Below are 18,882 nucleotides of genomic sequence, written 5' to 3' on the forward strand. Positions count from 1 at the left end.
ATCGAGATCGAAGAGGCCGCCCGGCCGGCGGCCTCAACCCGATGTGATCCACCCGATCAACGCTTCTGCTGTGCATCGGCCACGGCGCCGAGCATCAGCGTCGTAACCGCGAGGTCACCGATCTTCTTTCCCATGTCCCTGCCGGCTTCGGTCGAGAAGCGGTAGTGGAAGCCGGCATAGATCCGCGCGCTGGAAACCTCGTCGCTATAGTCCTGCAGCCGCGTCCACTTGCGTGTGACGCCGGCAGCCGTCGGGCTCGTCAGCGTAATCTCGCCGACCTCGTTGCCCACGACGTGCTGCAGGACCGTGGAAACGGCGCCGGCGACGATGCAATGTGCGCACGGATATTCCGGGTGCATCGGCGTCACGCCCAAAGGCTGCCATGATGCCTCGCGCGGGGTCGCCGGGTTGGACGTGAGATCGGCGTTGCGGATCGCTGTCACAGGACGCCACAGATTGTAGGCATATTTCGCATCGAACACGGCGGTGAAGGCGTCTGCGCTGGCGATCGATGTCAGCGCATAGAGGCGGGCGCAATCGACGAGGTCCATCTTCCTGTCGGAGGCGATCTGGCGGACGATCGCATTGTAGGTCCTGGGCCCGGTGAAGAACCAGAAGCGGGCGATCGTCGTCTGCTCGGCCGAGCGCTTGGTGCTCGCATTGCTGCCGATCTCACGAATTTCGTTCAAATCCCTGGTCCAGGTTTCCGATGTCAGGGCGGGAGGCGGAGCGGCGCGAAATTGCGACGCGCTTGCCATCACAAACGGCTTGGTCTTTGAACTCGCGGATTCGATCGGTATCGTGGTCGGCACATAGACGCCGGCCGTGGTGGCGGGGCGATAGTCTTCCGGTGTGTTGCTACCGTCATCGCTGCGCAACGCGATGATCCCGGCGGCGGCCTGCCTGCCGAGTTCGACGCCCTTCGTCTTCGCCTCATTGTCGGCAATTCCGGCCAGCGACGCCGCAAACGTCACATCGAGATCGGCTTTCTTGTCGGGGTGCAGCGCCAGCAGCACATCATACGCCGCGGCGGCCGCCGCGGCTTCCCTTGACACGTTCTTATCCGCGGTGAGCTTGAGCTTGTAAGGCGCATAGCGCCTGTCGATGGCGTTGACCGCCTCGAACATCGCGGTGTGGAGCATCGCCTGTCCGCGGGAATTGGCAGCATTCAAGAGCTGCTTTTCGACGGCGAGGGCGTCGGCCTTGGTGTTCCAGTCCATGATGATGTCGCCGCGGGCGGCGGTGGCAAACAGCGCGGCCGCGAGGGCGCCGCTGATCCGAACTGCCAGTAAGACCCCTGATATTGGCTTCATTGGAACTTCTCCCTGCGTGCCGCCCTCGGCAGAGGGCTTGCCCGGAAAGTCCCACATTCGCGGGCGTGGCAGTCGTGAAGAACCGGTGAAATTGTGATGAAATGCTCTAAGATTGCCCGTGAACCCCGGCATAAGCCGCGCATCGCAGACATGGCCGAACTCAAGAGCTACCGTTTTGGCCCGTTCCTGGTCGACCGCCGATCGGCATGCCTGCGCCGCGAGGGCGTCATCGTGCCGCTGCGGCCGAAGTCCTTCGATGTGCTGGTGTATCTCGCGCAGCATCCCGGCCGGCTCGTTCCGAAGGCAGAACTGATCGACAACGTCTGGCAAAACCTGAACGTTACGCCGAATTCGTTGGTTCAGTGCATCAAGGAGGTCCGGCAAGCGCTGCAAGACGATGGCCAAGCGATCATCGAAACGGTTTCCAAGCGCGGTTATCTGTTTGCTTTGCCGGTAGTCGACGGCGACGACGAACGCTCTTTGATCGCAATCGCCGCGACAACGGACGCCGATGAACACCGTGCGCTGCCGTTGCCCGATCGTCCCTCCATTGCGGTGCTGCCGTTTGACAATATGAGCGGCGATCCGGACCAGGACTACTTCGCTGACGGCATCTCCGAGGACCTGATCACCGGTCTCTCCCGCATCCGGTGGCTGTTCGTCATCGCGCGCAACTCGACCTTTGTCTACAAGGGCCGCGCCGTCGATGTCAGGCAAGTCGCAGGCAAGCTCGGCGTTCGCTATGTGCTCGAAGGCAGTGTGCGCCGGGCCGGCCGGCGCCTACGCGTCAGCGCGCAGTTGATCGACGCGGTAACCGGTGGCCATCATTGGGCGGAGCAATACGACCGCGAACTCGGCGACATCTTTGCAATCCAGGATGAGATCACGAGCAGCGTGGTCGCTTCGATCCAGCCGCGCCTGCTGGCGGCGGAGGGCGTTCGCGCATTTTCGCGCTCGTCGGATGATCTCGGCGCCTGGGAGCTGGTGGCGCGCGCGCAAACCCATGTCTGGCGGCTCAATCGATCTGATCATGAAGCTGCGATCGAGGCACTCCATCGCGCCGTCGACGCCTATCCGGATTACGCGCCGGCCCGGAGCCTGCTCGGGTTTTGCCTGGTGTTTTCAGCGCATAATGGCTGGATCGATCGCGACCAAGGCTTGCTTGCGGCGCGTCCACACATCGTTCGGGCGATTGCGCTGGACGACTGCGATCCGTGGGCACAGATCGCGCTCGGCTATTGGTCGATGATGGAACGGCGTACCGAAGAGTCGATCGCGGCGTTCCGGCGCGCTGTCAGCCTCAATCCGAGCTTCGCGGCCGCGCATTGCTATCTCAGCCATGGGCTGGCGTTCTCCGGGCGATGCGACGAAGCCATCGCGCATGGCAACGAGGCGATCCGGCTCAGCCCGCTTGATCCCGACACCGCGATGTTCCTCGGCGGCATTACCGTCGCGCACTATCTGGCCGGCCGATACGCAGACGCCTTCCGAACTTCGGAAGAGTTGCTGCGATTGCGCCCGGGCTTTCACGGTGCCCAGCGGCTTCGTTGTGCGAGTCTGGCCCAGATGGGAAGAGTGGAGGAGGCCAGACATTCTCTCGCCGCGGTACGGCTCGAGCAGCCTCAACTCTCGATCGACTGGATCAAATCGAGCGTCCCCTATCAGACGCCGGAACTGATGGAGTATTTCCTGACGGGAATGCGCAAGGCCGGGCTGACATGAGATTGAGCCAGGAGGGCAAGGCCGTTCAGGTTCGTATATTGAAAGACTTGTGTTTTTTCCTCCGTGCCCGACGGGCAAATCACCCCAAACTGGTCCAGCCCCCTTTGCAAAAATATTCCGCTTAACGTGTCGGGAAAATCAGTCGCATAACGCCGCCCGTCTCACGGCGGATGAGGGGCGTTGGCCATCGTCACGAACGTGCGGTGAGATGCGATGGACGCAAATGGCGCGATAGACGTGCGCGCCTCACGCGTACGGCGAAGTCGTGTGGTCCTGACGCCGCGGTGCCGGCGTCAAGTTGTGCAGATCAAGATGAAAACAAGAACTCAGCTCAGAGATCCTGCCGGGTCAGCCTGCCATGTGGCACCGCCGATCGGACCGGCGCTTTCTTCGCCGGCGTCTCGCCACCCGTCAGCGCCATCACCGAGACCGAGACCACGCGATCGACGATGGCATCCACGTCGTTGAGGTCGCATTGGCCTTCCGACAATTTCGTCAGCCGCTCTTTTTCCCGGATGGTGTGATGCGACATCGCCAGCGCGAAGTGCAGGCCCCAGTAGAGATCGGCGTCGTCGCGGCCGGGCATCGCGCGGCGCATCGCGGCGATGAACTTCCGCAAATGATCGACCTCGCGGTTTTTGATGCGGCGGATCGGTGGCACCGATTCAATGGACGCGCGGATCATGAAGCGCGCCGCCGTCGAGCCTTCGCGGTCGGGGCCGAGGCAGCCGCGCAGGGTAGGGCCCACCAGCGCATGCAGGATGACCTCGATCGGGGCGCGGCCGCCGCCTTTTTCCTCCGCAAGCTTCAATTCGTTGAGCCGCTCGCGGTTGGTGGCGAGGCTGCGGGTGACGAACAGTTCCGCGATCAACTCGTCCTTGGAGCCGAAATGATAATTCACCGCGGCGAGGTTGACGTTCGCTTCGGCGACGATGTCGCGCAGTGTCACATCGCCGAAGCCGCGATCGGCGTAAAGCCGTTCGGCGGCGGCAAGGATGGCAGATCGGGTCCGATCGCTCGACATATCTGGCCCCCGTTTGGGGAGTTGCAATTAAAACAGTTGTATGAAACTATCGTTTGAAGAGCTGGAAAAGTCAATCCACGTTTGCGAGCGTGTCGCATTTCCGGCCGGTTCCGGACTGTCACCGTCATCCGCAAAATGCCTTGCGGGCCCCAAGCGGTGGGCAGACAGTGCGGCCTAACAATTTCAGAAGCCAAGAGCCGAGGAGCGTCCCATGAACTTCGATATGTCCGAAAAGCAAAAGGAATGGCTGAACCGCGTGCAGGCATTCATGAAGACGCATGTCCGTCCCGCGGTGCCGATCTACGAGAAGCAGGATGCGGAGGGCCCGCGCTGGAAGGTGATCCCGATCCTCGAGGAACTGAAGAAGAAGGCGAAGGCCGAAGGCCTCTGGAACATGTTCATGCCGCCCAACGCGCATGAGGACGACGAATTCCGCGGCGCGGGATTGACCAACCTCGAATACGCGCTGCTGTCGGAAGAGATGGGCCACATCTCCTGGGCCTCGGAGGTGTTCAACTGCTCCGCTCCCGATACCGGCAACATGGAAGTGTTCATCCGCTACGGCACCAAGGAGCAGAAGCGGAAGTGGCTGCGGCCGCTGATGGACGGCGAGATCCGCTCTGCCTTCCTGATGACCGAGCCCGCGGTGGCTTCATCGGACGCCACCAACATCGAAACGCGCATTGAAAAGGATGGCGATCACTACGTCATCAACGGCCGCAAATGGTGGTCGTCGGGCGTCGGCGATCCCCGCTGCAAGATCGCGATCCTGATGGGCAAGACCGATCCGAAGGCGGCCAAGCACCAGCAGCAGTCGCAGATCCTGGTGCCGCTCGACACCCCCGGCATCAAGGTCGAGAAGATGCTGCCGGTGTTCGGCTTTGACGATGCGCCGCACGGTCACGCCCAGGTGTTGCTGCAAAACGTTCGCGTGCCGAAGGAAAACATCCTGCTCGGCGAAGGCCGCGGCTTCGAGATCGCGCAGGGCCGTCTCGGTCCGGGCCGTATCCATCATTGCATGCGCACCATCGGCAAGGCCGAGGAGGCGCTGGAGAAGATGGTGAAGCGGCTGGCCTCGCGCACCGCGTTCGGCAAGAAGATCATCGAGCACTCGGTGTGGGAACAGCGCATTGGCGAAGCGCGCGCCGATATCGAGATGAATCGTCTGCTGTGCCTCAAGGCCGCCGACATGATGGACAAGGTCGGCAACAAGACCGCGCAGGCCGAGATCGCGATGATCAAGGTCACAGCCCCGAATATGGCGCTGAAGATCATCGACAATGCCATCCAGGCCTATGGCGGCGGCGGTGTCTCCGACGAGGCGGGCCTGGCGCGGGATTATGCGCACATCCGTACGCTCCGCCTGGCTGATGGTCCGGACGAGGTGCACAATCGCGCCATTGCCAGACTTGAACTTCGGAAGTATGCAAACGCTACTAACTAACGGGAACGCTCTGATGGCGCTCCCCAACGTCTAAGAAGAATTGAGGGAGCGTCATCGTGGCGGACGGCGTCAGGAAAGACGAAGAGTTTTCGGGCACCAAGGAAGTCGAGGAGCGCCATCGCATTGATGAAGCGAGCCTCGAGCGCTGGATGCGCGAGCATGTCGAAGGCTATCAGGGGCCGCTGACCGTCCTGCAGTTCAAGGGCGGCCAGTCGAACCCCACCTACAAGCTCGAGACGCCGGCTCGCTCCTACGTGATGCGCCGAAAACCGTTCGGTAAATTGCTGCCATCGGCGCATGCGGTCGACCGCGAGTTCCGCGTCATCGCAGCGCTCGGCAAACAGGGCTTTCCGGTGGCGAAGGCCTACGCGCTGTGCACCGACGACGCCGTGATCGGCGCGGCCTTCTACATCATGTCGATGGAAGAGGGCCGGGTGTTCTGGGACCCGACGCTGCCGAGCCAGACGCCGGACGACAGGCGCAAGATCTTCACCAGCAAGATCGAGACGCTGGCCAAGCTCCACGTTTTCAATCCGGAGGCGATCGGCCTCGGCGATTTCGGCAAGCCCGGCAATTATTTCGCGCGCCAGATCGATCGCTGGACGAAGCAGTACCGCGCCTCCGAGACGCAGCACATTCCGGAATTCGAGAAGGTGGCCGAATGGCTGCCGCGAACCGTGCCTGAGCAGAAGCGCGTTTCGATCGTCCACGGCGACTACCGCCTCGACAACATGATTTTCCATGCGACGGAACCGCGCGTGCAGGCGGTGCTGGACTGGGAGTTGTCGACGCTCGGCGATCCCATGGCCGACTTCACCTATCTGTTGATGCAGTGGACCATGCCGGGTCTGGCCAATGCCGACCTCAAGGCGCTCAACATTCCGAGCGTGGAAGAGGCCGCGCAGATCTACTGCGACGTCACCGGCACGGAAGTGCCCGACCTCAACTGGTACTTCGCCTACAACATGTTCCGCCTTGCGGGCATTACACAGGGTATCGCCGGCCGTATTCGCGACGGCACCGCCGCCAACGCCAAGGCGCTGGAGTCGGCGGCGCGCACCGTGCCGCTGTCGAAATCTTCCTGGGAATACGCTCAGAAGGCCGGCGCGACCTAAGCTGCGCCGTTAGTTCAGCCGTTTGGTTTCCTTGGCACTCTCACCGAACATTCGCGGCAGCCTGCTCATGGCGGTGTCCATGGCGGCGTTCACTGTGGTTGACACCATCACCAAGGCGGTGTCGTCAGAGATGAACATCGGCCAGGTGATGCTGGTGCGCGGGCTGTTTGCGGTTCTGCTGGTCGCGGCGTTCGCGCACCAACAGGGCGCGCTGCGGCCGCTGCACACGCTGATGCTGAGGCCAGTGGCGCTCAGGGTGCTGGGCGAGATCGGCGGCACGATCTCGTTCATGACGGCGCTGGTGCATCTGCCGCTTGCCAACACCTCGGCGATCTTGCAGGCGCTGCCGCTGGCGATCACGCTCGGCGCTGCCGTGATCCTCCGCGAGCCGGTCGGCTGGCGGCGCTGGTCGGCGATCGTGGCGGGCTTGATCGGCGTGCTCATCATCGTGCGGCCGGGGCTGGCTGGGTTCAACCAGTTCGCGCTGCTCGCGCTGGTGTCGGTCGCCTTTTGCGCGCTGCGTGACCTCGCGACCCGGCGCATTCCCGCAAAGATTCCGTCGCTGTTCATCACACTGCTGACGACTGTGACGGTGACGGCGGCCGGCGGCGCTATCCTCGTTCCGCTCGGCGGATGGACACCGCCATCCGCGAGTGCCCTTGGCCTGCAGGCGCTGGCCGCGGTGCTGCTGCTGATCGGCTATCAATGCATCATCTCGGCGCTGCGCTCCGGCGACATTTCGGCGGTGGCGCCGTTCCGCTATTCCGCGCTGCTATGGGCGATGCTGCTCGGCTATCTCGTGTTCGGCGACGTGCCTGATGCGATGATGGTGTTGGGGGCATCCATCATCGTGCTGTCCGGCCTCTACGCCTTCTACCGCGAGCGCATCCGTCCCCTCACCGCACGCTGGCAGCGGAATCATCCGGCTTGCCGCCCGACGGGTTGTGACCAGCGTCGCGGGAGCCCATATCTCCGAAGCTGATTGGAGATGGTCATGATCCAGCAACTGCGCATCTACGAAATATTCGAAAACAACAAGGCTGCGTTCCACGCCCGCTTTCGCGATCACGCCGCGCGCATCATGAAAACCAGATACGGTTTCCGGATCGTCGCGATGTGGGAAACCAAATTCGACGACAGGACCGAGTTTGCCTATCTGCTGGAATGGCCCGACGAGGCAACCAAGACCGCCACGTGGTCGGCTTTCATGGCCGATACCGAGTGGTCCGAGATCAAGCGCGTGACGCATGCGGAGCATGGCTTGATGGTGGGCCAGATCGAAGACCGTTTGCTTGTGCCGACGGACTATTCGCCAGCGAAACGCAGGAGCCTTCTTGCGGCATCAGCGTAGAACATTCTTGCGTTCCGGCTCTGCGGAGCAGCGTTACACGCTGCGCCGCATCCGGGGCGCGAGATCGTCGCTAAATCGGCTTGCCGGTGTAAGGCATCGACGCGGTGAGGCCGCCGTCGACCGGGATCGCCTGACCGTTGACGTAGGAGGCGTCGTCGCTGGCGAGGAACAATCCCATCGCCGCGAGCTCGTGCGGCTGGCCGGGGCGCTTCAGGGGATTGAGCTGGCCGATCTTGTCCTGGGTACCCCGCTCCTTGGCGCGGTCGAACACCGGCTTGGTCATGCCGGTTTCGATCAGGCCCGGGCATACCGCGTTGATGCGCACGCCGGTGCCGGACAGCGAGTAGGCGGTGGTCTGCACCAGGCTGATGACGCCGGCCTTGCTGGCGCCGTAAGGATGACCGCTGGCGCCGGCCTTGAGGCCCGCAACCGAGGCGGTGCAGACGATCGAGCCGGACTTCTGCTTGATCATGTGCGGCATCGAATGCTTGATCGCCAGGAACGGCCCGATCAGGTTGATGCGCAAGACTTCCTGCCAGTGGTCGACGGTCTGCTCAGCCAGCGGCACCAACCCGCCGCTGACGCCGGCATTGGCCCAGATCGCGTCGAGCCTGCCATATTTCGCGACCGCCTTGTCGATGAAGGCCTTGACGTCGGCTTCCGAACCCGCATCGGCCATCACGGCCTCGACTGCCGCCGGCATCGCTGACGAGCTTTGCGGTTTCCTTCACGCCCTCGGTGCGGTCGACGATGACGAGCTTCGCCCCTTCCCTGGAGAACAGCACCGATGCGGCGCGGCCGATGCCGCTGCCAGCACCGGTGATGACGACGGATTTGCCTTCGAGGCGGCCCATGAGTTTCTCCCTGATAGTTATGCGCGCAGGCGTCTGCCGCCTTGCGGAATTCAAACAAGATTTCAAACGTCCAAGAATCTTTGCCTGCCAAAGTCACTTGAGACGATGCGTGCTCTGACGTACAGCGACAACGAACAGTATTGAAGGGCTTTGGCGATGTCCAATCCAGACAAACCGCGGGTAGTTGCGACGCGATGGTGGTGGGTTCGCCATGCGCCGGTCCGCGAAGATAACGGCTGCATTTACGGGCAGAAGGATCTTGGCTGTGACACCAGCGATCGGGTGGTGTTCGAAGCGGTCGGAAAAATCCTGCCGCGCAATGCGGTCTGGTATGCGAGCAATCTGAAGCGAACGCACCAGACCGCGGACGCTATCTGGGCCGCCGGCTTTCCTAAGCCGTCAGATATGCCGCACGTGAATGCATTTGCCGAACAGCATCTCGGTGAGTGGCAAGGCCTGAATCGCGCGGCGTTCCTCGCCAGCCGGCCGATCGGCAGCCACTGGCTTACTGAGATCGACGAACCCGCGCCCGGCGGCGAGAGTTTCATGGACCTGTACAATCGCACATGCGGCGCCATCGAGCGCATCAACGCCGAGCAGGCGGGCAGGGACGTCATCGTCGTCGCGCATGGCGGCACGATCAGGGCCGCTGTCGGGCTTGCACTCGGTCAGCCAGAGAGAGGTCTCGCCTTCGATATCGACAATTGTTCGGTGACGCGGCTCGATTATCTCTCAAGCGCGAATTACACCGGCTGGCGGCTGCCGATGGTTAACCAGCAGCCCTGGATCGCGGACGCTTCGCACAACGCGATGCATCAGCCGGCAGGGCCCGAGGTGAAGCCGCCGGAGACGAAACTCGCTTGAGCCTCGAGTTGTCGAGGACCGCAAACGCTGCTTAGTTCGAATTCAAGACCAAACCGGCATCGCGCTGGATCAACATCGGGGAGAGAGACATGAGCTTGTTCGATATGACCGGGAAAGTCGCCGTCATCACCGGCTCGACGCGCGGCATCGGCCGCGCCATTGCCGAGCGCATGGCCGAACACGGCGCCAAGGTGGTGATCTCCTCGCGCAAGCAGGACGTCTGCGATCAGGTCACCAAGGAGATCAACGAAAAATTCGGCAAGGGCACCGCGGTTGCGATCGCGGCGAATATCTCGAGCAAGGAAAACCTGCAGAACCTCGTCGACGAATCCAACCGTGCGTTTGGCAAGATCGACGTGCTGGTCTGCAACGCCGCGTCCAATCCCTATTACGGCCCGCTCGCCGGCATTTCCGACGACCAGTTCCGAAAAATCCTCGACAATAACATCGTCGCCAACAACTGGCTGATCAACATGGTGGTGCCGCAGATGATCGAGCGCAAGGACGGCTCGATCGTTATCGTGTCCTCGATCGGCGGCCTGAAGGGCTCGACCGTGCTCGGCGCCTACGCGATCTCGAAGGCCGCCGACATGCAGCTCGCGCGCAACCTCGCCTGCGAATACGGCAAGCATAATATCCGCGTGAACTGCATCGCGCCCGGCCTGATCAAGACCGATTTCGCCAAGGCGCTGTGGGACAATCCCGAGACGCTGAAGGCCTCCACGGCACGCTCGCCGCTGCTCCGTATCGGCGTGCCCGACGAGATCGCGGGCGCCGCGGTGCTGATGGGATCGAAGGCCGGCGATTTCATGACCGGCCAGACCATCGTGATCGACGGTGGGGCTACGATCAGTTAATTGCGTGAACTCGTGTCCCGGACGCGGTGCAGCGCGAAAGCGCTGCTCCGCAGAGCCGGGACCTGTCGCATCCCGGCGTACAGCATCGGCCCCGGCTCAGCGACGCATCACTTCGTGCTGGGTCGCGTCCGGGGCACGAGACTTCACTCCACCGCCGCGTAGACCAGATCCCGCAGCAGGTTGCGGATATATTCGCGCTGGCCGGGGCCCTGCATCATGAATACCGTGAACAGGTCTTCCGCAGGATCGATGAAGAAGAACGTGCCGGCCATGCCGCTCCAGAAGAACTGGCCGAGCGAGCCCGGGAACGGCGCGATGCCGCGGTGCGTGCGGACGGCGAAGCCGAGGCCAAAGCCGTGGCCGGGCGGCATTAGCGGCGAGTCGACCTTCACGCCGGCGGTGAGGTGATCTGAGGCCATCAGCTCCAGCGTCTTGCGGCCGATGATCCTGTTGCCGTCGAGCACGCCGCCGTTGAGCAGCATCTGGCAGAACCGCGCATAATCCATCGTGGTCGAGACCAGCCCGCCGCCGCCGGATTCCATCGCGGGCTTCTCCAGCATGTTGAAGAGCTGCACCTTGTCGCCGTTCCACGGATCGGTCGCGAACGGCTCGGCGAGGCGGCCGGCATTGGCTTCGCCGGTATGGAATGCGGTCTCCGTCATTTGCAGCGGCGCCAGAATGCGTTCGGTCAGGAACGCGCCGAGCGATTTGCCGGAGACGACTTCGATGATGCGGCCGAGCACGTCGGTCGAGCGGCTGTAATTCCATTCCGCACCGGGCTGGCAGATCAGTGGCATGCCCGCGATCATGGTCGCGTGCTCGGCGTTGGTGATCTTGCGGCTGCGCAGCCGCGACTGCTGGTAGAGCTTTTGGACGAGGCTGTTGCCGGTGTGGTCGTAGGTCAGGCCCGACGTGTGCCGCAGCAGGTCCTGCACGGTCATCTGCCGCTTCACCGGGACCAGGTCGAGCTTGCCGTTGTTCTCGACGCCGACCTTCTGCTCGGCAAACTCCGGAATGAACTTGGCGACGGGATCGCCCAGGACGAAGTGGCCGTCCTCGACCAGCATCATGATGCCGACGGAAACGATCGGCTTGGTCATCGAGAAGATGCGGAAGATGCTGTCATGCGCCATCGGTGCGCTCGCGGCCGGGCTCTGCCGGCCGATCGCATCGAACCAGCCGACCTGGCCGCGCCGCGCCACCATCACCGTGGCACCGGGGAGGGTCCCCTTGTCGACCTCGCGCTTGAAGGCGTCCGACATCCGCTGCAGGCGGATGCTCGAGAGCCCGATGGTTTCCGGCTTGGCGTCGGGGAGGGCAGGGGTCTGGGGGGCGGATGTCTGCCGGGCGGCGGTCTGCGCGTTCATGGTCTCTCCCGTGGCGCTTGTTGTTTGTGAGACCCGAGTCTGGCGCAGAAGCTCCGGATTGAACAGAGCGTTTCTGGCAGGTATCGGGCGATGAAAAGGAGTGAAGCGGGCATTGCCTTTCATGGCTGGTCAATTAAGGGTAGTGAAAGGCGTGGGCTACCATCTGGTTGATGGACGGGGATAACGGGGGCTTCATTTGGGGACGATGCTGGGGCTGGCGCGGTTCGCCGCGCTTGCGGTGCTGTTTGCGCTCGCGGGATGCGTGACGACAGAGAATTCGCTGTCGCAAAACGACATTGCGAGCATGAAGCTGACTGGTGTCACCGTCAGCTTCGCGCCGGAGGCGGGCATCCAGTGGGAGGACGGCATCCGTGCCTATGCCACCTCCAAGGCGATTCCCGATCATGAGATCGCAACGGCTACCAACACGCCGGAGGGCAAGGCGTATGTACGGGACTCACTCGCGCCGCGGATCAAGGCGGGTGTTGAACAGGCGATGGCCGGCCAGCTCAACGGCTCGCGGCCGGTGCGGCTCGAAATAGTCGTCAAGAGCTTCGTGATTGCCTCTGCGGTGCAGCGCATCCTGATCGGAGGCGGTCGCGGCATGGTTGCCGACGCCAATCTGGTCGACGCGCGGACCGGCGCGCTGATCATCGCCTATCCCGACGTGCGCGCGGTCATGATGGTTGGAAACGGGATCGTGGGGACGGCGGTCCAGGCCGCGATCGATAGCGCGTCCACGCAAAGCCCCGCCGACAAGCTCATCGGGGTCTATGGCCAGAATTATCGGGACTGGCTGGTGCGCAGAACCTAGCGCTGATCCTTACGCTTCGCCCTTGCAATCGGGGCATGCCCTATGCTTGAAACGGCGCGAAGCGGCGCATGCGCCGGTTCCCTGCAGGAGTGTAGCTCAATTGGTAGAGCACCGGTCTCCAAAACCGGGGGTCGCAGGTTCGAGCCCTGCCACTCCTGCCAGCTAAATCAAGCACTTAAGCAGATTTTCGACAACGGGCCGGCGATGCTTCCCGGGCGATCGATCCGCGCTGCCCGCCCGTCTTTACGGAGCGTGAGATTACACGATGCCGACGGCTGCCCGATCGGCGGGCCGAGCCGGCTCGCCAGCAGCGGCGTGGAATCTGTCCACGGTCGGCGGACTAGCGTGAGCGTGAGTCGGCTTTTCAACGCGTTTCGACCATGACCGATAGTAGGCGACAGCCGTCATGATTGCGATGCCGGCGGTTCCAACCAGCAATTGAGCGATAATCCCGTCAGAAGTCGTCTTCAGGACAAAATAGCCGATGAACGAGAGGTAGATGCCGACGGCAAACACTTCGAGGGATTGCTGGCCGCACTTGATCAGCGGTTTCCAGATCGCAGCCTGGAGCCCTACGGCATCGATCGGTATGAACCGCGCGCCCAGGATGATCACGATGGCGAGATGCAGGAAGCGATAGGGCGCCAGATTGGTCTTGTCGTTCGGGCTGAAGGCTTCGAACAGAACGCGCGGAAACAAGGCCTGAAGCTCAGCTATAAGTCCGGATAGCGTCATGACGGCCGCAAAGACCAAATAGGCCACTCCGAACACGAGGACTGCCCTGGAGCGCACCAGGAAGTGCAGCGTATTGGCCCCGCCCAGCGCCAGCCATGCGCCAAGTACAAAAAGAAGCTGCCACGCGAACGGGTTGAAATACCAAACTCCTGACGGGTAGGAGGGAAGGTTCCAGCCGAATTGCCGGGCCGCGAGATAGAGCAATACGGATCCCAGCATCACCCAATTGCGGTGCCTGAGCATCAGCCAGAGCACCGGCGGAAAGGCGCCCATCAGGACGACGTAGAGCGGCAGCACGTCGAGGTTCAGCGGCTTGTACCGGAGCAACAGCCCTTGCGTGATGGTTTCAACCGGCGCGTTCAACAAGGGGGCGACATTGAACCGGTCGACGAGACCGGGCGCGTTGAAGCTGTTTGAGAGCAAATGGACGGAAGCCAGATAGAACACGAGCAGCAAGATGTGGGCGGCGTAGATTTGCCACACGCGCCGCAACAGTCTCGTCGTTCCGAAGACGAAGCCGCCCTCGAGCATTCGTCTGCCGAAGACGAGCGCCGAGGTGTAGCCGGAAATGAACACGAACAGATCGGCGCCATCGCTGAAGCCGTAGTTTCGGAACGAAAACCAGGCCAGTACGCTGGTGGAGACATGGCCAAGGAACATCAGCCAATTGGCGAGGCCGCGGAACAGGTCCAGCCGCAAGTCCCGCTTCGACGGTGGAAGTGCAAGCTCGACCTGCATTCGTTCTCAGCCCATACCGACAAGCGTCGGGACGACCTTCCCGCCAGCGCCGACGTCTTCCGGCGAGCAGCCAAGTCTTGGAAAGGCAACCTTGAGAACGTAGGGGGCCGGCGAGGCAGACCATTGAGCCAAGTCAATTGATGCGACTGGATTTACGGGGTCCGATGCGGTGGCGCAGCCGGCGGAAGCGCGCCAACCCAAGTTGGTCAGCTAAAATGAACGCCTAATCAACGGCTTGGGCGAACTTCCTGCCGTTCGGCAGGAACTAAGCGAAGAATGCGGTGAGGACAGCTACATCCGACCGGGCGGGAGGCTCGCCCCGCAGGTCGGCGTCGATCACCCGCCGGCATGCATCGATCGTAATGACGTCGCCGAGGTCGTTCGCCGCGTCGAGAACGGTCCAGGCCGTCTCGCCCGCCGGTCTTTCCAGGTCTTGGCCGAACAGAGCCATGGTCGTTTCGCTCCCCCTATGGAGCACACAGAATGGCCGGGAGCTTTTAAAATCCAGATCGCGGGCCTGTGGGCATTTGAGAGAAGGCTGTACCCAGGAATTAACCAATGACTGGCGGTCTTTTCGTTAGGCGCCCGCCCAAAGCGACCGTTTGGAGCCCCGCGGCACCCCGTACCTTGACCTTTTGCCCGGCCGGCAGTAGATACCCGCCACCTGCAGCCGGCCCGCTAGATGCGGATATCCGGCGCGGCTTTGAATTCCCCCGAACAATCGAGCCCGCTTGGCGGCTCATCCTTCGAGAGAGGGCTGGGCGCGAGAGGGCTGTTCGGATTCGCTTTAAATTGCAATCGTCTCACCAAGGACGCGGTAACCAACGATGGCTTTCAGCCCGTTCAAATTCCTGCAGGAAGTGCGCTCGGAGACCGCCAAGGTCACCTGGCCGACGCGCCGCGAGACGACGATCACCACGATCATGGTGTTCGTAATGGTTGCGCTGGCTTCGATCTTCTTTTTCACTTCGGATTTGATCATCCGTTATGTCGTCACCTTCCTGCTGGGCGTCCACTGATGAGCACCGGAACCCAATCCATGGACAAGCGCTGGTATATTGTTCACGCCTATTCGAATTTCGAAAAGAAGGTCTCGGAATCGATCCGGGAACAGGCCAAGCAGCGCGGGCTCGAGGAATTGTTCGAGCAGGTGCTGGTGCCGACCGAAAAGGTCACCGAAGTGCGCCGCGGCCGCAAGATCGACGCCGAGCGCAAATTCTTCCCGGGTTACGTGCTGGTGAAGATGAAGCTGACCGACGAGGCGTTCCATCTCATCAAGAACACGCCCAAGGTGACCGGCTTCCTCGGCGCCGAAAACAAGCCGATGCCGATCTCCGAGTCCGAAGCGATGCGGATCCTGCACCAGGTGCAGGAAGGCGTCGAACGTCCGAAGGCGTCGGTGTCGTTTGAAATCGGCGAGAACGTCCGCGTGGCCGATGGGCCGTTTGCGTCGTTCTCCGGCGTGGTTGAAGAAATTGACGAGGCGCGTTCGCGCGTGAAGGTCGCGGTGTCGATCTTCGGTCGCGCCACGCCCGTCGAACTGGAATTCGGTCAGGTCGAGAAGGTCTGATTGATCGTCATTGCCGGGCCTGACCCGGCAATCCATCCGCTTCGTAACAAGGCATTTTACGAAGATCGATGGATGCCCGGATCAAGTCCGGGCATGACAGGAGTGGAAGCGGCAACGCTTCCGTAATGCCGTGGAAGGGGACTGACGGTCGCCAGCCGTCATGCGAACCGCACCACGGTCCTGTGAAGCTTCCGGATTGTCTGGAGCAACATGAGGAGCAGTAAATGGCAAAGAAAGTGACCGGATACCTGAAATTGCAGGTGCCGGCCGGTGCGGCGAATCCTTCGCCCCCGATCGGTCCCGCGCTTGGTCAGCGCGGTCTCAACATCATGGAATTCTGCAAGGCGTTCAACGCGCAGACGCAGAAGGAAGAAAAGAACACCCCGATCCCGGTGATCATCACCATCTATGCGGACCGTTCCTTCACCTTCGAGATGAAGACGCCGCCGATGTCCCACTTCCTCAAGCAGGCCGCCAAGATCCAGTCCGGTTCGAAAGCCCCGGGCCGCGACAAGGCCGGCCAGGTGACACGCGAGCAGGTGCGCGAGATCGCCGAGAAGAAGATGAAGGATCTCAATTGCGATTCCATCGAGTCGGCCATGAAGATGGTCGAGGGCTCCGCCCGTTCGATGGGTCTGGAAGTTGCGGGGTAACGGGCCATGGCAATCGGAAAACGTTTGAAGAAGGCCCGCGAGGGTGTCGACCGCGAGAAGCTCTATCCGCTCGCGGATGCCATCAAGATGGTCAAGGAACGCGCCAAGTCGAAGTTCGACGAGACGATCGAGATCGCGATCAATCTCGGCGTCGACCCGCGTCACGCCGACCAGATGGTTCGCGGCGTCGTCAACCTGCCGAACGGCACCGGCCGCACCTTGCGCGTGGGCGTGTTCGCCCGTGGCGCCAAGGCGGAAGAAGCCAAGGCAGCAGGTGCTGACGTCGTCGGCGCCGAAGATCTGGTCGAGAAGGTGCAGGGCGGCAACATCGATTTCGATCGTTGTATCGCCACCCCCGACATGATGCCGCTGGTCGGCCGCCTCGGTAAGGTGCTCGGGCCCCGCGGCATGATGCCGAACCCGAAGATCGGCACCGTGACGATGGACGTCGCCACCGCCGTGAAGGGCGCCAAGGGCGGCTCGGTCGAGTTTCGCGTCGAGAAGGCCGGCATCGTGCAGGCCGGCGTCGGCAAGGCCTCGTTCTCCGAGGAAAAGCTGGTGCAGAACGTGAAAGCGCTTGCGGACGCGGTGTCGAAGGCAAAGCCCGCCGGCGCCAAGGGTACCTACATCCAGCGCGTGGCGGTCTCCTCCACCATGGGCCCGGGCGTCAAGGTTGAGCCGGGCACGCTGCTCGGCTAGTTCCTCGCGGCTTACGTGAATAAACAAGGGCGGAATCGGGTGACCGATTCCGCCCTTTGCGTTTGATGCGGCATTTGCGTAATCGTCGCCCCGCCGGACTTGCCAAGAAGGAACAACAATGCCCGAGAAGGTCCTGATCTATTCGCGTTTTCCAAAAGCCCAGATGGAGCGTTTCGGCGAGCGTTTTGAGCTGCTGAATGCTGCCGGCAAGCCGCCCAATGAAATGTTTTCCGCCGAACAGCTCACAGACATTCGCGCGATGATCACGGCCGGCGGTACGCCGCTCGGCGGCAATGCGATGGACCTCCTGCCCAAGCTCGGCGCCATCATCTGCTACGGTACCGGCTATGACGGCGTCGATCTGGCTGCGGCGGCGAAACGCAACATCGCAGTCGGCCACAGCCCGGGGGCCAACGCGGCGTCGGTCGCCGACATCGCGGTCACCTTGATGCTGGCGGCCACGCGGCGACTGCTCGTGGCTGACGACTATGTGCGGGGCGGGAACTGGGCCGCCGCAAAGCCGTCGCCGATGATGCGACCGCAGGCAGGGATGCTTGGTCGCAGAATAGGCGTCTACGGCATGGGCGAGATCGGCCGCAAGATCGCGTCGCGCGTCGCCGCCTTCGAGACCGAGGTCGGCTATTTCAGCCGCCGCAGGCACGACGTTCCCTATCAATATTTTCCGACGCTCGATGCGTTGGCCGAATGGTGCAGCGTCCTGATGATCGCGGTGCGGGCGGGGGCGGATACCCATCATGCCGTCGATGCCAATATCCTCAAGAAGCTCGGCAAGGACGGTTACGTCGTCAACATTTCGCGCGGCTCGGTGATCGACCAGCCGGCTTTGATCGCGGCGCTGACCGACCAGACCATCGCCGGCGCGGGCCTTGACGTGTATGCGAAGGAGCCGCACGCGCCCGACGCGCTGACGGCGCTGCCCAATGTCGTGCTGTCCCCGCATATCGGCGGCCATACGCTGGAGTCGCATGTCGCGATGCAGGACTGCGTGATCGCCAATCTCGACGCCTTCTTCGCCGGCAAGCCGCTCGCTCACCCGGTGACGTCAGCCGGCTGACCTGTCCGAGATTTGCTGACCGGCTTCGGCGCCTGTCTCAACGATGCGCGAGCCCTCTGAGGTAGGCGCAAAACATATCGGCCATGGCGTCGGCGTAGGCCTCGATCTCTGCGGGGGCTCGTGGACTTTCCGAAAACTGCTTCCCGACCGCGCTGAGCGTCGTCGTAATCAGGTCGCCAGCCAGTGCACGCGTCGCCTCTGAGGCCTTGGGCAGCGCCTCCTGCATGAAGACCCGGACCGTGCGGTCTCCCGATGCCCTCGCTTCCCTCGCCTCGGGAGCATCGCGATAGAGAGGGGCGGCGTCGTCGAGCGCGACACGCACGGCGGCCTCATCGCATTCCGAGCGGATGAAGGCGTGGACCAAAGTGCGCAGCCGTTCGCGCGGCGGTCTCCGGACGTCCTCAAGGATGCCGCGCAGCATCTCGCTCGTCTGCCGCCATTCGTCGCTCTGGAGCCGGAACAGGATCGCCGCCTTGTTCGGGAAGTACTGATACAGCGATCCCACGCTGACGCCGGCCTTCTCGGCCACCCGCGCCGTGGTGAAGCGCTGCGCGCCTTCCTTCGCCAAAACCTGAACAGCAGCATCCAGGATCGCCGCGACAAGCTCCGTCGAGCGAGCCTGCTGAGGCCGTTTTCGCGAGGAAACTGAATGGCTTAGACGATCGATCATCAGGAGCGGCGGGAATG

At 62.6% G+C, this 18,882-nt stretch carries 19 protein-coding genes, 1 tRNA gene and 1 pseudogene; 14 read left to right on the forward strand and 7 right to left on the reverse strand.

Annotated elements, in window-relative coordinates; genetic code table 11:
- Window positions 1-56 precede the first annotated feature (56 nt).
- Entirely contained in the window at window positions 57-1,313 is a 1,257-nt protein-coding gene (locus V1293_RS01010) for a vanadium-dependent haloperoxidase (protein ID WP_334505905.1), read from the reverse strand.
- A 150-nt stretch (window positions 1,314-1,463) separates the two neighbouring features.
- On the opposite strand from V1293_RS01010, the gene V1293_RS01015 reads away from it, so the two are divergent.
- Window positions 1,464-3,035: a winged helix-turn-helix domain-containing tetratricopeptide repeat protein gene (locus V1293_RS01015; RefSeq protein WP_334505907.1), complete on the forward strand. Its 1,572-nt coding sequence runs from the start codon at window positions 1,464-1,466 to the stop codon at window positions 3,033-3,035.
- Between the two features lie 331 nt (window positions 3,036-3,366).
- On the opposite strand, the gene V1293_RS01020 is transcribed toward V1293_RS01015, so the two are convergent.
- Window positions 3,367-4,059 (reverse strand): TetR/AcrR family transcriptional regulator, encoded by a 693-nt coding sequence (locus V1293_RS01020; protein ID WP_334505909.1) that lies wholly within the window; start codon window positions 4,057-4,059, stop codon window positions 3,367-3,369.
- Between the two features lie 211 nt (window positions 4,060-4,270).
- Here V1293_RS01020 and V1293_RS01025 point away from each other — a divergent pair, with 211 nt between their 5' ends.
- From V1293_RS01025 to V1293_RS01040, 4 genes are all read left to right on the forward strand, one after another.
- Window positions 4,271-5,503 carry an acyl-CoA dehydrogenase family protein gene (locus V1293_RS01025; RefSeq protein WP_334505911.1) on the forward strand — a complete coding sequence of 411 codons (1,233 nt, stop codon included), beginning with the start codon at window positions 4,271-4,273 and terminating at the stop codon, window positions 5,501-5,503.
- Between the two features lie 56 nt (window positions 5,504-5,559).
- The gene (locus tag V1293_RS01030; protein ID WP_334505913.1) at window positions 5,560-6,618 is read left to right on the forward strand and encodes a phosphotransferase family protein; all 1,059 of its coding nucleotides are present in this window, start codon (window positions 5,560-5,562) and stop codon (window positions 6,616-6,618) included.
- 79 nt (window positions 6,619-6,697) lie between these two features.
- Window positions 6,698-7,600, forward strand: a complete 903-nt coding sequence (locus V1293_RS01035; RefSeq protein WP_334505915.1) for a DMT family transporter — start codon at window positions 6,698-6,700, stop codon at window positions 7,598-7,600.
- 12 nt (window positions 7,601-7,612) lie between these two features.
- The gene (locus tag V1293_RS01040) at window positions 7,613-7,969 is read left to right on the forward strand and encodes an NIPSNAP family protein (protein WP_334505917.1); all 357 of its coding nucleotides are present in this window, start codon (window positions 7,613-7,615) and stop codon (window positions 7,967-7,969) included.
- A 70-nt stretch (window positions 7,970-8,039) separates the two neighbouring features.
- On the opposite strand, the pseudogene V1293_RS01045 reads toward V1293_RS01040, so the two are convergent.
- Window positions 8,040-8,823: pseudogene (locus V1293_RS01045) on the reverse strand (SDR family NAD(P)-dependent oxidoreductase).
- A 156-nt stretch (window positions 8,824-8,979) separates the two neighbouring features.
- On the opposite strand from V1293_RS01045, the gene V1293_RS01050 reads away from it, so the two are divergent.
- Both V1293_RS01050 and V1293_RS01055 read left to right on the forward strand, forming a co-directional pair.
- Complete coding sequence (locus V1293_RS01050; RefSeq protein ID WP_334505918.1) at window positions 8,980-9,687, forward strand: histidine phosphatase family protein; 708 nt, start codon at window positions 8,980-8,982, stop codon at window positions 9,685-9,687.
- 89 nt (window positions 9,688-9,776) lie between these two features.
- On the forward strand, window positions 9,777-10,544 hold the full coding sequence (locus tag V1293_RS01055) for an SDR family NAD(P)-dependent oxidoreductase (RefSeq protein WP_334505920.1): 768 nt from the start codon (window positions 9,777-9,779) through the stop codon (window positions 10,542-10,544).
- Between the two features lie 143 nt (window positions 10,545-10,687).
- Here V1293_RS01055 and V1293_RS01060 read toward each other — a convergent pair whose 3' ends face one another.
- Window positions 10,688-11,911 (reverse strand): serine hydrolase domain-containing protein, encoded by a 1,224-nt coding sequence (locus V1293_RS01060; protein WP_334505922.1) that lies wholly within the window; start codon window positions 11,909-11,911, stop codon window positions 10,688-10,690.
- A 205-nt stretch (window positions 11,912-12,116) separates the two neighbouring features.
- On the opposite strand from V1293_RS01060, the gene V1293_RS01065 reads away from it, so the two are divergent.
- Together V1293_RS01065 and V1293_RS01070 are read left to right on the forward strand one after the other, a co-directional pair.
- The gene (locus tag V1293_RS01065) at window positions 12,117-12,725 is read left to right on the forward strand and encodes a hypothetical protein (RefSeq protein ID WP_334516580.1); all 609 of its coding nucleotides are present in this window, start codon (window positions 12,117-12,119) and stop codon (window positions 12,723-12,725) included.
- 85 nt (window positions 12,726-12,810) lie between these two features.
- A tRNA-Trp gene (locus V1293_RS01070) sits at window positions 12,811-12,886 on the forward strand.
- Between the two features lie 97 nt (window positions 12,887-12,983).
- Here the strand turns inward: V1293_RS01070 and V1293_RS01075 are convergent.
- On the reverse strand, window positions 12,984-14,198 hold the full coding sequence (locus V1293_RS01075; RefSeq protein WP_334505924.1) for an OpgC domain-containing protein: 1,215 nt from the start codon (window positions 14,196-14,198) through the stop codon (window positions 12,984-12,986).
- Between the two features lie 265 nt (window positions 14,199-14,463).
- Window positions 14,464-14,649, reverse strand: a complete 186-nt coding sequence (locus tag V1293_RS01080; RefSeq protein ID WP_334505926.1) for a hypothetical protein — start codon at window positions 14,647-14,649, stop codon at window positions 14,464-14,466.
- Between the two features lie 376 nt (window positions 14,650-15,025).
- On the opposite strand from V1293_RS01080, the gene secE reads away from it, so the two are divergent.
- The 5 genes from secE (at window position 15,026) to V1293_RS01105 (ending at window position 18,195) form a co-directional block, all read left to right on the forward strand.
- Window positions 15,026-15,217 carry a preprotein translocase subunit SecE gene (gene secE, locus V1293_RS01085; RefSeq protein WP_283034105.1) on the forward strand — a complete coding sequence of 64 codons (192 nt, stop codon included), beginning with the start codon at window positions 15,026-15,028 and terminating at the stop codon, window positions 15,215-15,217.
- 20 nt (window positions 15,218-15,237) lie between these two features.
- Complete coding sequence (gene nusG / locus V1293_RS01090) at window positions 15,238-15,768, forward strand: transcription termination/antitermination protein NusG (RefSeq protein ID WP_108518403.1); 531 nt, start codon at window positions 15,238-15,240, stop codon at window positions 15,766-15,768.
- A 224-nt stretch (window positions 15,769-15,992) separates the two neighbouring features.
- On the forward strand, window positions 15,993-16,421 hold the full coding sequence (gene rplK / locus V1293_RS01095) for a 50S ribosomal protein L11 (protein ID WP_247779299.1): 429 nt from the start codon (window positions 15,993-15,995) through the stop codon (window positions 16,419-16,421).
- A gap of 6 nt (window positions 16,422-16,427) precedes the next feature.
- Window positions 16,428-17,120: a 50S ribosomal protein L1 gene (gene rplA, locus V1293_RS01100; RefSeq protein WP_025588712.1), complete on the forward strand. Its 693-nt coding sequence runs from the start codon at window positions 16,428-16,430 to the stop codon at window positions 17,118-17,120.
- A 118-nt stretch (window positions 17,121-17,238) separates the two neighbouring features.
- The gene (locus tag V1293_RS01105) at window positions 17,239-18,195 is read left to right on the forward strand and encodes a 2-hydroxyacid dehydrogenase (RefSeq protein ID WP_334505930.1); all 957 of its coding nucleotides are present in this window, start codon (window positions 17,239-17,241) and stop codon (window positions 18,193-18,195) included.
- Between the two features lie 37 nt (window positions 18,196-18,232).
- Here V1293_RS01105 and V1293_RS01110 read toward each other — a convergent pair whose 3' ends face one another.
- Window positions 18,233-18,865, reverse strand: coding sequence for a TetR family transcriptional regulator (locus tag V1293_RS01110; RefSeq protein WP_334505932.1), 633 nt, complete (start codon window positions 18,863-18,865; stop codon window positions 18,233-18,235).
- Window positions 18,866-18,882 lie beyond the last annotated feature (17 nt).

This window comes from Bradyrhizobium sp. AZCC 1693, from assembly GCF_036924745.1.
Taxonomy (GTDB): Bacteria; Pseudomonadota; Alphaproteobacteria; order Rhizobiales; family Xanthobacteraceae; genus Bradyrhizobium.